Genomic DNA, 13,264 nt, shown 5'->3' with positions numbered 1-13,264 from the left:
CGGGACGGCCGCTCCTCACGCCAGCCCCTTCGTGGCCTCCAGCACGGCTTCGGCGTGGCCGGGGACCTTCACCTTGCGCCACGCCTTCTGGATGGTGCCGTCCTTGTCGATCAGGAAGGTGGAGCGCTCCACGCCCATGTACTTGCGGCCGTACATGGACTTTTCCACCCAGACGCCGTAGGCCGTGGCGACGTCCTTCGCCTCGTCGGCGGCGAGACGGAAGGAAAGCTCGTGCTTTGCCTTGAACTTGTCATGGCTGGCCACCGAATCCGGTGAGACGCCGACGATCGCCACGCCAGCGGCTTCGAAGGCGTCGCCGAGCTCGCTGAAGGCGATCGCCTCCTTGGTGCAGCCCGAGGTGTTGTCTTTCGGATAGAAGTAGAGGACCACCGGATTGCCGCGATAGTCGGACAGGCGGATATCGCTGCCGTTGTCGCCCGGCAACGTGAAGTCGGGAGCAATGCTTCCTTCGGTTGGTTCGCTCATCGTTCATTTCCCAATAAGACCGTTCAACGCAGCCTCATAGTCGGCAATTGAAGCATACGGAAGGGAGCGTGCGCGAAGGGACGTGATGAACGGCCTGTTAGCCCATATGGCGAGGGCGACCGATATGGGGCTCCGGGGAGCCGTCGGTGGCCTCGGTGCCCTGCGCAGACCGCGTCACCTCGTTGCGGCAGCAGCGCTCGCGATCGTGCTCGTGGTGTTGCGCCTCGTCGTCGCCCCGCTGTCGCTGCCGCTCGTCTCGACGGTGGAGCAGGCGATCGCCGAGCGCACCGGCGTCGCCGTCACCATCGACGACATCGCCATGCGGCTCGGCCTCGGCGTGCTCAAGGTGGACATCAGCGGGCTGCGGACACGGCAGGACCGCATGTCGGCCTCCATCGGCCGCATCACGGTTCGCCAGGGCCTCTTCGGGCGCACCCTCGCGATCGCGCGCCCCACCGTCCGCCTCGACCCCTCCGGTGGCGGCGACCGGGGCCCGCTTCCCCGCCCGGTCGACGCCATCGCGGGGCTCGAGAAGGCGCTCGCGGCGATCACCAACGGAACCATCGACGCCGGCGTGCGCGACGTGCGAATCACCGATGGTCGCCTCGACCTCATCGTCGCGGGCCGGCCCATCACCGAGGCGCGCGTCTTCCAGAACATCAACGGCCGCTTCAGAGGAGGCCGCGACATCGCCGTCGTCCTGTCCGCCATCGGTGCCGGGGGGCCCATCGAGTTCAGCCTCGACCGACGCCGGGAGGGCGACGGCTGGACGAGCGAGATCGGCGTCGACGGGATCGTCCCGCGCGATCTCGCCCCGATGAAGCCGGTCCAGGACGGCTTCACGCTGAGCGCGCTTTTGAAGATGCGCTCGGGCCAAAAGGGTATGGTGAGCGGCGCCAGCCTGAACCTCGACGTGGGGACGGGGACCATCATCTTCGGCGCCGACCCGCCGCGCACCCTCGACAGCGCCGATCTCGCCTTCTCCCTCGATCCCGCCGCCGATCGGGTGCGGATCGAGCACGCCACCTTCGTCGCCGGCGGCACGCTGGTGACGATCGACGGCGATCTCTCACCCGGCGAGGCTCCCGACGATCCGTGGAGTTTCACTCTCTCGTCCCCCGAGGCCCACTTCGATGCGCCCGACATCGACATGCCCCCCATCGTCGTGGACGAGTTCAACGCCCGCGGTCGCCTCGATCTCGTCAACCGGCTGATCCACTTCGACCAAATCCACGCCGCCGCGCCGACGGGGCGGGTCGACGCCAGCCTGACCTTCGACGCCTCGTCCCATGGCCCCGCGCTTACCGGCGCCGCCCACGTCGGCCCCTCCACCATCTCCACGCTGCAGGGGGCGTGGCCGCCGGTCGTCGCCTACGATCCGCGCATGGCGATGCTGACCACCGTCCTCGGCGGGGTCGTGCGGCAGGGCGACATGGAGCTCGCCATGACGCCGCTGGAGCTCGACGGCAATCCCACCACCAGCGACATGATTGAGGGTGCCCTCTCGATCGACATGGATTTCGTCGACACCACGCTGACGACGCCGGAGGTGCCGATCGCCGTGCAGCGGGCGTCGGGCGCCTTCCGGATGCGCGACAAGGCGCTCTCCGCCCGCATCGACGGGGGCGTGGTGACCACCGACGCCGGCGACATCGTCGTCAAGTCCGGCACCTTCAACATTCGCGAGCTCGGCGCCCAGCCCGCGATCGCCGTGCTCACCGCCGAGGTGGAGGCGCCGGTCAGCGCCGTCGTAAGCCTCAGCCGCCGCCTCGATCTGCCGGAGCTCAAGAACACCGACCTCACCCCCGACGACGTCACCGGCCGGGTGACCGCGACCCTCTCCCTCACCACCCCGCTCGGCCCCAACGTGCCGATGGAGGACCGCCGCTGGTCGATCGACGCGCGCCTCATCGAGGCGGCCTCCAAGAAGCCGATCGGCGGCCAGACCTTCACCGAGGCCAACGTTGAGGTGCTCATCAACGAACGGCGCATCGCGGCACGGGGCCGGGCCACCATCGACGGCCTCAAGGTGGACGTGAACTACAGCGAGCTCTTCGCCGGCGAGAAGAGCGGCGGCGCCCGCTTCGTCCTCACCGACAAGGATCGCCGCGATCGGGGCATCGACACCGGCGACATGGTGCGCGGCCCGGTGGTGATCACGCTGGAGCAGGGGGAGGGGAACAAGCGCACCTTCTCCGCCGACCTCGGCGAGGCGGAAGTCTCGATCCCGGGATACGAGAAGGCCGCCGGCGCCCCGCTTCTCGCCGAGGGCGAGGTGGAGGGCTCGCCGACCACGATGACCGTCAAGAATCTGCGCGTTGACGGCGGCACCCTCGCGATCGCCGGCGGGCTCGACATCACCGACGGCGCCCTCTCCAAGGTGGACCTCACGCGCTTCGCGCTATCGCAGGGCGACCGGGCGCATCTCACCGTCGCGAGCGCCAGCGGTGGGGGATATCGCGTTTCGATGAACGCCGAGACGTTCGACGCGAGCAAGCTCGTTGAGAGCGTTCGCAAGGGCGATCTCGGCGGCGACAAGAAGGAGGACGGCGAGAAGCAGAAGCTGCCGCCCCTTTCGATCGCCGTGAAGGGGGACAGGGTGCGCCTCGGGGCCGACGCCTTCGCCACCGACCTGTCGATCGAGGCGCGCCACACCGGTAAGCGCCTCAACCGCCTCGCCGTGTCGGGCCGGCTCGACGGCGTGAACGCCGGCTCCTTCGGCGTCCAGCTCACCCCGTCGAAGACCGGCCGCCAGCTGCAGGCCGACGTCACCGAGCTCGGCCGTCTCTTGTCGGCCTTCGGCCTCTACGACCGCATGCGCGGCGGCCGCACCACGCTCGAAGCCCGCTTCGACGACGAGGACGTGCTGCAGGGCCGGGTGGTCGTCAACGACTTCCTGCTGTCCGACGAGAAGACGCTCGAGGCAATCATCGAGGGCACGAAGAAGATCAAGGACAAGAGCCCCGGCGAGCGCGGCCGCAATCCGTTGCCGCTCGCCTTCCAGGATCAGAACCTCGCCGGCGGCCTCGCCTTCGACCGCCTCAACGCCGATTTCGAGAAGAAGGGCGACGTGATCGAGATCAAGGAGGCGATCCTGCGCGGCCCGGTGCTCGGTGGCACCGCCAACGGCCGCATCGACCTCAAGGCCAAGACCGTGGTGATCAACGGCACCTTCATCCCCGCCTACGGGGTGAACAATCTCTTCGGCCGAGTGCCGCTGGTGGGCGAGATCCTCGGCGGCGGCAACAAGGGCGGGCTGATCGGGGTAACGTTCCGCCTCGCCGGGCCGATCGACAGTCCCCAGCTCTTCGTCAATCCCATCTCGGCCATCGCGCCTGGCATTTTCCGGCGGATCTTCGAGTTCCGCTAGGTCGGGGTCTGCGTCTCCGACCGGCCGCGCTCTCCCGTCTCGCCGCCGGTTCCGGGTGGAGAGCGGCTCGGCTCTCCCCCGACGGCGCGCCGGCGATCGGCCGGCGCCTCAGACGGCCTTCAGCAGCGCATGCTTCTTGCGGCCGAGCGAGAGCTTGATCACGTCGCCGTTGAGGTCGGCCGTGGTCAGGAGGCGCTTGTCGTCGGCGCACTTCTCGTCGTTGATGCGGGCGCCGCCGCCCTGGATCGAGCGGCGCGCCTCGCTGTTGGACGTCGCGAGCCCCGCCCGCACGAAGGCGGCGAGCACGCCGAGCCCGGCGGCGAGCTCGTCCCCCTTCACCTCCACCGTCGGAAGGCCGGCGGCGAGCCCTCCGGTCTCGAAGGTGGTGGCCGCCGTCGCCGCCGCACTCTCCGCCGCCTCCGCGCCGTGGACGAGGGTGGTGACGGCCGTCGCGAGCGCCTTCTTCGCCTCGTTGATCTCGGCACCCTGAAGGGCCGACAGCCGGGAGATCTCGTCGAGCGGCAGCGTGGTGAAGAGCTTCAGGAAGCGCTCCACGTCGCTGTCCTCGGTGTTGCGCCAGAACTGCCAGTAGTCGTAGGGGCTCGTCATGTCGGCGTTGAGCCACACGGCGCCCTCCGCCGTCTTGCCCATCTTGGCACCGGAGGCGGTGGTGATCAGCGGTGAGGTGGCGCCGAAGAGCTCCACCCCGAGGATGCGCCGGCCGAGGTCGATGCCGGAGACGATGTTGCCCCACTGGTCCGATCCGCCCATCTGCAGGCGGCAGTCGTAGCGTCGGTTGAGCTCCACGAAGTCGTAGGCCTGGAGCACCATGTAGTTGAACTCCAGGAACGACAGCGGCTGCTCGCGGTCGAGCCGCAGGCGCACCGAATCCATCGACAGCATGCGATTGACCGAGAAGTGCCGCCCCACGTCGCGCAGGAAGGGCACGTACTCGAGCGTGTCGAGCCAGTCGGCGTTGTCGGCCTTGATCGCGGCGTTGTCGTGCTCGGAGAAGTCGAGAAAGCGCGAGAAAATCTGGAAGATGCCGCGCTTGTTCTCCTCGATCGTCTCCGGCGTCAGGAGCTGGCGCGAGGTGTCGCGGCCCGAGGGGTCGCCGATGCGCGTGGTGCCGCCCCCCATCAGGACGATCGGGCGGTGTCCGGTCTGCTGCAGCCAATGGAGCAGCATGATCTGCACGAGGGAGCCCACATGAAGGCTCGCGGCGGTACAGTCGAAACCGATATAGGCTGTCACCATCCCCTCGGCACAGAGGGCGTCGAGGCCTTCGGCGTCACTCATCTGGTGGATGAAGCCGCGGTCGGTGAGCGTGTTTATGAATTCGGAGCGAGGCATGGGCTTTCCGTATGCACCCTATGACGAGGATGGCAACACCGTGCTGCGCCATCCCGTCCATGTGCCGATACCCGCAAGCGTGATCGGTGTCATCAGCGGCACATCGATGGATGGCGTGGACGTCGCCCACCTCATGACGGACGGCGAGGCGCACATCGAGCGCGGACCGGGGATCTCCCACCCCTACAGCGCGGCCCAGCGCGAGGCGATTCGCGCGGCGATGGGGGACGCCATGGCCGCCCCCGACGGGGCGAGCCGCACGCCTCTTCTCGACGAGGCCGAGCGCGCCGTCACCGAGGCCCATTGCGAGGCGATTGCCCGGTTCATCGAGCAGACCGGCATCGCCCCCGACCTCATCGGCTGGCATGGGCAGACCGTGGCGCATGCGCCGGAGCGACGCTTCACCATGCAGATCGGCGACGCGGCGCTGATGGCCTCCCACTTCGACGTGCCGGTGATCTCCGACTTCCGCACCGCCGACGTGCTCGCCGGCGGCCAGGGGGCGCCGCTGGTCCCGGCCTATCACCGGGCGCTCGCGCGCCAGGCGCATCTCGCGGAGCCCGTGCTCGTGATCAATCTCGGCGGTGTCGCCAACGTCACCTTCATCGACCATGACGCGCTCGTCGCCTTCGACACCGGCCCGGCGAGCGCCCTGATCGACGACGAGATGGCGACGACGGGCGCCGCTTTCGACGCCGAGGGGGCGACGGCGGCCTCGGGCACCGTCGACGAGGCGGTGCTCATGGAGCTGATGCGCCACCGCTACTTCGCCGAGCCCGCGCCGAAGTCCCTCGATCGCGACGCCTTCCGGGCGTTCGCCGCCGGCCTCGTCGGCACGCTTGGCTTCGCCGACCGGATCGCGACGCTCACCGCCTTCACCGCCGAATCGCTCGCCGCCGGGGTGCGGCTCTTCGCCCGCCGGCCGCAGACGGTGATCGCCGCGGGCGGCGGCACCCACAATCGCACCATGATGCGGATGATCGAGGAGCGGCTCGGTGTGCCGGTGCGCACGGCGGACGAGACGGGGTTCTCGTCGGATTTCATGGAGGCGGAGGCGTTCGCCTACCTCGCGGTGCGCAGCCACCTGGGGCTCACCTACACCTATCCCGGGACCACCGGCGTCGCCGCGCCCCATACGGGCGGGCAGCTGTCGCTGCCGCCCGACCATCGGGAAGCGGCGAGCGCAGAGGAGGCGCACCCGCCGCACTGATGCGGCGGGGCAGGGCGGTAGGGCCTCGTCAGGCCGCCGATTCGGCCCGGCCGAGACGGCGGTCGAGGTAGCCGGAGCAGATCCCCATCAGCTCGTCCACCTGGTTCTCGAAGAAGTGGTTGGCACCGGGGATGATCGTGTGATCGATCACGATGCCCTTCTGCGTCTTCAGTTTGTCGACGAGCGTCTGGGTGTCCTTCGGGATCGCCACACGGTCGCGATCGCCGTGCACGATGAGCCCGGAGGAGGGGCAGGGGGCGAGGAAGGAGAAGTCGTGCAGGTTCGCCGGAGGGGCGACCGAGATGAACCCTTCCACTTCCGGCCGGCGCATCAGAAGCTGCATGCCGATCCATGCGCCGAACGAGAAGCCCGCGATCCAGCATCCCCGCGCTTCGGGGTGGATCGCCTGCAGCCAGTCGAGCGCCGATGCGGCGTCGGCGAGCTCGCCGGCCCCGTGATCGAACTCGCCCTGGCTGCGCCCGACACCGCGGAAGTTGAAGCGGAGCACCGTGAAGTTCCGCTCCTTGAACATGTAAAACAGATTATAGATAATCTGGTTGTTCATGGTGCCGCCGAAGTGCGGGTGCGGGTGCAGCACGATGGCGAGCGGCGCGCGCCGGTCGGATGACGCTTGCAAGCGTCCTTCGAGGCGGCCGGCGGGGCCGGTGAAGATAACCTCAGGCATCACAGACCCGTTGTTGTTGGTGAGCGCGGTTATTTATCAACGGCACTCGACGAATCAAGCATTTCTGGAAGGCGACGGCGTGTCTCACCCCGCAGAGAGGCTCTATCTCGACTGGAATGCCACCGCGCCACTGACCGCGAGCGCCCGTCAGGCAGCGATATCGGCTATGGCGGCCGGTGGCAATGCGTCGTCTGTGCATGCCGAGGGACGGGCGAGCCGGGCGCTGGTGGAGAAGGCGCGCCGGGCGCTCGCCACTCGGTTTCGCGTCGCGACCGACGGGGTCACCTTCACCTCCGGCGGCACGGAGGCGAACACGATGGTGCTGACGCCCGGTCTCGCCCGGGCCGGAAGCGCGCCCGTCGAGCGACTGATTGTCTCGGCGGTGGAGCATCCGGCGGTGCTCTGCGGCGGCCGCTTCGGGGCGGAGGCGGTGCGCGTCGTCGCCGTCGACGATGCCGGGCGGATCGACCTCGGGGCCCTCGAAGCGGCGCTCGCAGACGATGCCCGTCCCGCCCTCGTGTCGGTGATGGCGGCGAACAACGAAACCGGCGTGATCCAGCCTCTCGCCGACGTCGCCGCCCTTGCCGAGCGCTACGGCGCGATCCTCCATACCGACGCCGTCCAGGCGTTCGGCCGGATTCCGGGGGCCGCGCTCCGCGCCGACCTCGTGACGGTGTCGGGCCACAAGATCGGCGCGCCGCCCGGGGTGGGTGCGCTGATCCGCCTCGGCGACGTCGTCGTGCCGCCCTTGGTGCGGGGTGGTGGGCAGGAGCGGGGTGCACGCGCCGGCACCGAGAACGTTCCCGCCATCGCCGGCTTCGCCGCGGCGCTCGAGGAACCCGCAGCCGATCCGCTCGGGTGGACCGAAACCGCCCGCGCCCGGGACGATTTCGAGGCGACGCTCCTTGAAACCTTCCCAGATGCGCGCATCTTCGCAAGAGGAGTGCCGCGCCTTCCCAACACCACGTTGCTGTCCGTCGGGGACGTACCGGCAGAGCTCGCGCTGATCGGGCTCGATCTGGCGGGGGTCTCCGTGTCCTCCGGCTCGGCCTGTTCGTCCGGCAAGGTGGGGGTCAGTCACGTGCTCCTCGCCATGGGCGTCGGGGAGGCGGAGGCCCGCAGTGCGATCCGTGTGAGTGCGGGTCCGCTGGGGGCCAATGACGCCTTCCAGCGTTTTTTGGTGGCGCTCCAACGGGTCATTGTGCCAATGGGACCCTGACCTATCTTTAGAAAGTGTCCAACCTGCGGGCTTTGAACCCGTGCGGAGGGAAATGGTATGCCAGCGGTTCAGGAAACGATCGATCGCGTCGCAGCGATCGACGTCGACAAGTATAAGTACGGTTTCGTAACGGACATCGAATCCGAAAAGGCCCCGAAAGGGCTTTCGGAAGAGGTGATTGCGTTCATTTCTGCCAAAAAAGGCGAGCCCGAATGGATGCTTGCCTGGCGGTTGGAGGCCTATAAGCGCTGGAAGACCATGACCGAGCCCGAATGGGCGATGGTCGACTACCCTCCGATCGACTACGACAGCATCTACTACTACGCCGCGCCGAAGGGGACGAGCGCCCCGAAGAGCCTCGACGAGGTGGACCCCGAGCTTCTACGGACCTACGAGAAGCTGGGTATCCCCTTGAAGGAGCAGGAGATTTTGGCCGGCGTGCGGAAGCAGGGCGAGCCCAGCGATCTCGACGAGATCGCCGGTGACGCGCCCTACAGCCGCGTCGCGGTGGACGCGGTGTTCGACTCGGTCTCCGTCGTCACCACGTTCAAGGACGAGCTCGCCAAGGCGGGCGTGATCTTCTGCTCGATCTCCGAAGCGGTCCGCGAGCATCCCGAGCTCGTCCAGAAGTATCTCGGCACCGTGGTGCCGACGAGCGACAACTTCTTCGCCACGCTCAACTCGGCGGTGTTCACCGACGGCTCGTTCGTCTACGTCCCCCCCGGGGTGCGCTGCCCGATGGAGCTGTCGACCTACTTCCGCATCAACGAGCAGAACACCGGCCAGTTCGAGCGCACGCTGATCATCGCCGACAAGGGAGCGTACGTCTCCTACCTTGAGGGCTGCACCGCGCCGCAGCGCGACGACAATCAGCTGCATGCCGCCGTGGTGGAGCTGATCGCCCTCGACGATGCCGAGATCAAATATTCTACGGTTCAAAACTGGTACCCCGGCGACGCCGAGGGGAAGGGCGGCATCTACAACTTCGTCACCAAGCGGGGCGATTGCCGCGGGGCGCGCTCCAAGATCTCCTGGACGCAGGTGGAGACCGGCTCGGCCATCACCTGGAAGTACCCGAGCTGCATTCTGAGGGGCGACGACAGCCGCGGCGAGTTCTACTCCATCGCCATCTCCAACGGCCGCCAGCAGATCGATTCGGGCACGAAGATGATCCACCTCGGCAAGAACACGTCGAGCCGCATCATCTCGAAGGGCATCTCGGCGGGCCGCTCCTCGAACACCTATCGGGGGCTGGTGCGGGCGAACCCCAAAGCGAAGAACGCGCGCAACTACACCCAGTGCGATTCGCTGCTCATCGGCGACAAGTGTGCCGCGATCACCATTCCCTACGTGGAATCGCGCACCGGCACCGCCCAGTTCGAGCACGAGGCGACCACCTCCAAGATCTCCGACGATCAGCTCTTCTACTGCCGTGCCCGGGGCATCGGCGAGGAAGAGGCGGTGGCCCTCATCGTCAACGGCTTCGTGCGCGACGTCATCCAGCAGCTCCCCATGGAGTTCGCGGTGGAAGCGCAGAAGCTCATCGGCGTCAGCCTGGAAGGCTCCGTCGGCTAAGCGCCGGCGGACCTCCGCTCCATCCCCTTTTGCCAGGCGCCGCGGGTCCGTCCGCAGGCTGCCGCAACGACATGAGACGAGAATGCTCAGCATCGAGAACCTGCACGCCAGCGTCGAGGACGGCGAGAGCACCCGCGAGATCCTGAAGGGCCTCGACCTCGAGATCTGGCCCGGCGAAGTGCACGCCATCATGGGGCCCAACGGCGCCGGCAAGTCCACCCTCGGCCACATCATCGCCGGCAAGGACGGCTACGACGTGACCGAGGGAACGATCAGCTTCAACGACGAGAATCTCCTGGAGATGGCACCGGAAGAGCGTGCCGCCGCGGGCATCTTTCTCGCCTTCCAATATCCGGTGGAAGTGCCGGGCGTCGCCACGATGACCTTCCTCAAGGCCGCCCTCAACGCCCAGCGCGAGGCGCGCGGCGAGAAGGCGCTGTCGACGCCGGAGTTCATGAAGGCGGTGAAGACCGCTGCCGACAAGCTCGGCGTCAAGCAGGAGATGCTGCGCCGGCCGATCAATGTCGGGTTCTCCGGCGGCGAGAAGAAGCGTAACGAGATCATGCAGATGGCCTTGCTTCAACCGAAGCTCGCCGTGCTCGACGAGACCGATTCGGGGCTCGACATCGATGCCTTGCGCATCGTCTCGGAAGGCGTGAACTCGCTGCGTTCGCCGGAACGCTCCTTCCTCGTCATCACCCACTATCAGCGGCTCCTCGACTACATCGTGCCCGACCACGTGCACGTCCTCGCCGGCGGGCGCATCGTGCGCTCGGGTGGGCCGGAGCTCGCCAAGGAGCTCGAGGAGCGCGGCTACGCCGAGTTCCTCGAGGCCGCGTGATGAGCGCCGCGCAGACGGAGGCGGAGCGCACCCTCGCAGCCCTTTTCGAGAGCCGCTCCGCGAGCTTCACCAAGGCCCCCATCGATGCGGCCCGTGCCGACGCCTTCCGCCGGTTCGCCGCGAACGGGCTGCCGCACCGGCGCGTCGAGGCCTATAAGTACACCGACCTCAAGGCGCGGCTGCGCCGGCTGCCCGAGCCGGCGGGACCGGCCGACAATGCACGCGTCGCCGCCACTCTCGCAGCCCATCCGCCGCTGCAGGAAGGGGCGACCCGCGTGCTCATCGCCAACGGCCGCTATCACGGCGCCATCGGCGAGACGATCGGCGGGATCCGCATCGCCTCCCTCCTCGGAGAGGGGGCGGAGACGGAGGGCGTCGGCACCCTCGTCGCCGCCAGCGACGATCCGCTCACCCTCGCCAATGTCGGCCTCTTCGAGGGCGGCGTCTCAATCCACGTCGATGCGCCCTCCGCTCGCCCGCTCGAGATCGTCCACGTCGCCAACGACGAGAGTCTGGTGATGGGTCGCATCGCGGTCTTCGTCGCACCCGGCGCGTCGGCGAACGTCGTGGAGCGCGTCATCGGCGGCCGCGACGCGGTGCTGAACACCCTCGCCGAGCTCACCATCGCGGAGGGCGCACGGGTCGACTGGATCCGCATCGCCGACGGCGCGTCTGAGGCGAGCACCGACCTCTCCTCGCTGCACGTGCGGGTGGCCGAACGCGGCCGGCTCGAGCATCTCACGGTCTCCACCGGCCTCGGCCTCGCCCGCGCCCAGGCGTTCGCCCACGTGGCGGGCGACGAAGCCGACGTCAACTTCCGCGCCGCCACCGTCGCGATCGGCAAGCGCCACGCCGACAACACGCTGGTGCTGCGCCACGACGCGCTCAACTCGACATCGTCGGAGGTCTTCCGCTCGGCCGTCGGCGACGGCGGCACCGCCATCGTCCAAGGTCGCATCCTCGTCGCTCCCGGCGCGCAGAAGACCGACGCGCGGATGATGTCGAACGCCCTCTTCCTCGACGAGACCGGCGAGGTGGTGAACAAACCGGAGCTCGAGATCTTCGCCGACGATGTCCAATGCGGCCACGGCGCGACGTCGGGCGATCTCGACGAGGAGATGGTGTTCTACCTGCGCGCCCGCGGCGTGCCGGAGGTCTCCGCCCGCCGCCTGCTCGCCGAGGCCTTCGTGGTGGAGGCGCTGGAGCGCGTCACCGACGAGGCGCTGCAGGACAAGCTCGCCGATCACCTGCGCGGCGCGCTCGACGTCATGGGAGGCAAGACGTGGAGCTGAGGGCGCCCTTCGACGTGGAGGCCGTCCGAGCCGACTTCCCGATCCTGCGCCAGGAGATCCACGGCAAGCCGCTCGTCTACCTCGACAACGCCGCGTCGGCCCAGAAGCCGCAGGCGGTGCTCGACCGCATCATGCAGGCCTACAGCGAGGACTATGCCAACGTCCATCGCGGCCTGCATACGTTGGCGAACCGCTCCACCGAGGCCTACGAGGGGGCGCGCGAGACCGTGCGCCGCCACATCAACGCCGCCTCGGCCGACGAGGTGATCTTCACCCGCTCCTCCACCGAGGCGATCAACCTCGTGTCCAACGCCTGGGGGAGGGGCCACATCGGCGAGGGCGACGAGATCGTTCTCTCCGTCATGGAGCACCACTCCAACATCGTGCCCTGGCACATGCTGCGCACCGAGAAGGGCGCCGTCCTCAAGTGGGTGGAGCTCGCCGAGGACGGCTCGCTCGACATGGCCTCGTTCGAAAGCGCGCTGTCGGAGCGCACCAAGCTCGTCGCCATCGTGCACATGTCGAACGTTCTCGGCACGGTGACGCCGGTCGCCGACATCGTCGAGATCGCCCACGCCCGCGGTATTCCCGTGCTCGTCGACGGCAGCCAGAGCACCGCCCACGGGCCGGTCGACGTGCAGGCCCTCGACTGTGACTTCTTCGCCTGCACCGGCCACAAAATCTACGGGCCGACCGGGATCGGCGTCCTCTACGGCAAGCGCGCCATCTTGGAGGAGATGCCGCCCTTCCTCGGCGGCGGCGAGATGATCGCCGCGGTGGGGCGGGACGAGATCATCTACGCGGGACTGCCCAATCGCTTCGAGGCGGGCACCCCGCCGATCGTCCAGGCGATCGGCCTCGGCGCGGCCCTCGACTATGTCGCCGAGATCGGCTGGGATCGGATCCACGCCCACGAGATGGCCGTGCGCGACTACGCGCGCGAGCGGCTGCGCGGCATCAACGCGCTGACCCTCTACGGCGATGCGCCGGGCAAGGGTGCCGTGTTCGCCTTCAACCTCGAGGGGGCGCATCCGCACGACGTCGCCACCATTCTCGACCGCGAGGGAGTGGCGGTGCGGGCCGGAACCCACTGCGCCGAACCGCTGATGGACGCCCTCGGCACCACGGCGACGTGCCGTGCATCCTTCGGCCTTTACAACACCGTGGCCGAGGTCGACCGCCTTGCGGAGGCGATCGAGAAGGCCCATAGATTCTTTGTGTGAGGAGGGTTTG

10 protein-coding genes are annotated in these 13,264 nt (G+C 68.3%); 7 read left to right on the top strand and 3 right to left on the bottom strand.

Going from position 1 to position 13,264, the window contains the following annotated elements:
• Nucleotides 1-15: 15 nt before the first annotated feature.
• Nucleotides 16-486 (bottom strand): thioredoxin-dependent thiol peroxidase, encoded by a 471-nt coding sequence (gene bcp, locus JCR33_RS03780; RefSeq protein ID WP_198880686.1) that lies wholly within the window; start codon nt 484-486, stop codon nt 16-18.
• Nucleotides 487-610: 124 nt separating this feature from the next.
• Here bcp and JCR33_RS03775 point away from each other — a divergent pair, with 124 nt between their 5' ends.
• Nucleotides 611-3,856, top strand: a complete 3,246-nt coding sequence (locus JCR33_RS03775; protein ID WP_198880685.1) for an AsmA-like C-terminal domain-containing protein — start codon at nt 611-613, stop codon at nt 3,854-3,856.
• Nucleotides 3,857-3,964: 108 nt separating this feature from the next.
• Here JCR33_RS03775 and tyrS read toward each other — a convergent pair whose 3' ends face one another.
• On the bottom strand, nt 3,965-5,209 hold the full coding sequence (gene tyrS / locus JCR33_RS03770) for a tyrosine--tRNA ligase (protein WP_198880684.1): 1,245 nt from the start codon (nt 5,207-5,209) through the stop codon (nt 3,965-3,967).
• Between the two features lie 67 nt (nt 5,210-5,276).
• Here tyrS and JCR33_RS03765 point away from each other — a divergent pair, with 67 nt between their 5' ends.
• Nucleotides 5,277-6,419: an anhydro-N-acetylmuramic acid kinase gene (locus JCR33_RS03765; RefSeq protein ID WP_332461116.1), complete on the top strand. Its 1,143-nt coding sequence runs from the start codon at nt 5,277-5,279 to the stop codon at nt 6,417-6,419.
• A gap of 28 nt (nt 6,420-6,447) precedes the next feature.
• On the opposite strand, the gene JCR33_RS03760 is transcribed toward JCR33_RS03765, so the two are convergent.
• Nucleotides 6,448-7,104 carry an alpha/beta hydrolase gene (locus JCR33_RS03760; RefSeq protein WP_198880682.1) on the bottom strand — a complete coding sequence of 219 codons (657 nt, stop codon included), beginning with the start codon at nt 7,102-7,104 and terminating at the stop codon, nt 6,448-6,450.
• A 19-nt stretch (nt 7,105-7,123) separates the two neighbouring features.
• On the opposite strand from JCR33_RS03760, the gene JCR33_RS03755 reads away from it, so the two are divergent.
• From JCR33_RS03755 to JCR33_RS03740, 5 genes are all read left to right on the top strand, one after another.
• Nucleotides 7,124-8,323, top strand: a complete 1,200-nt coding sequence (locus tag JCR33_RS03755) for a cysteine desulfurase family protein (RefSeq protein ID WP_332461115.1) — start codon at nt 7,124-7,126, stop codon at nt 8,321-8,323.
• Between the two features lie 57 nt (nt 8,324-8,380).
• Nucleotides 8,381-9,898: a Fe-S cluster assembly protein SufB gene (gene sufB, locus JCR33_RS03750; protein WP_198880680.1), complete on the top strand. Its 1,518-nt coding sequence runs from the start codon at nt 8,381-8,383 to the stop codon at nt 9,896-9,898.
• 82 nt (nt 9,899-9,980) lie between these two features.
• On the top strand, nt 9,981-10,739 hold the full coding sequence (gene sufC / locus JCR33_RS03745; RefSeq protein ID WP_198880679.1) for a Fe-S cluster assembly ATPase SufC: 759 nt from the start codon (nt 9,981-9,983) through the stop codon (nt 10,737-10,739).
• Nucleotides 10,739-12,031, top strand: coding sequence for a SufB/SufD family protein (locus JCR33_RS24815; RefSeq protein ID WP_232372206.1), 1,293 nt, complete (start codon nt 10,739-10,741; stop codon nt 12,029-12,031). The genes sufC and JCR33_RS24815 overlap by 1 nt, the downstream gene beginning before the upstream one ends.
• Nucleotides 12,022-13,254, top strand: a complete 1,233-nt coding sequence (locus JCR33_RS03740; RefSeq protein ID WP_332461112.1) for a cysteine desulfurase — start codon at nt 12,022-12,024, stop codon at nt 13,252-13,254. Before JCR33_RS24815 ends, JCR33_RS03740 begins: the two co-directional genes overlap by 10 nt.
• Nucleotides 13,255-13,264: the final 10 nt, after the last annotated feature.

Origin of the sequence: Acuticoccus mangrovi (assembly GCF_016411865.1) — a bacterium.
Classification (GTDB): domain Bacteria; phylum Pseudomonadota; class Alphaproteobacteria; order Rhizobiales; family Amorphaceae; genus Acuticoccus; species Acuticoccus mangrovi.
The sequence above is the reverse complement of the archived record's forward strand: the minus strand, read 5'-3'. Positions and strand labels throughout refer to the sequence as shown.

Bases quoted from the DNA above. Each gene is read 5' to 3' on its own strand.
- bcp (WP_198880686.1), bottom strand. From the start codon at position 486: ATGAGCGAACCAACCGAAGGAAGCATTGCTCCCGACTTCACGTTGCCG.
- JCR33_RS03775 (WP_198880685.1), top strand. From the start codon at position 611: ATGGGGCTCCGGGGAGCCGTCGGTGGCCTCGGTGCCCTGCGCAGACCG.
- tyrS (WP_198880684.1), bottom strand. From the start codon at position 5,209: ATGCCTCGCTCCGAATTCATAAACACGCTCACCGACCGCGGCTTCATC.
- JCR33_RS03760 (WP_198880682.1), bottom strand. From the start codon at position 7,104: ATGCCTGAGGTTATCTTCACCGGCCCCGCCGGCCGCCTCGAAGGACGC.
- sufB (WP_198880680.1), top strand. From the start codon at position 8,381: ATGCCAGCGGTTCAGGAAACGATCGATCGCGTCGCAGCGATCGACGTC.
- sufC (WP_198880679.1), top strand. From the start codon at position 9,981: ATGCTCAGCATCGAGAACCTGCACGCCAGCGTCGAGGACGGCGAGAGC.
- JCR33_RS24815 (WP_232372206.1), top strand. From the start codon at position 10,739: ATGAGCGCCGCGCAGACGGAGGCGGAGCGCACCCTCGCAGCCCTTTTC.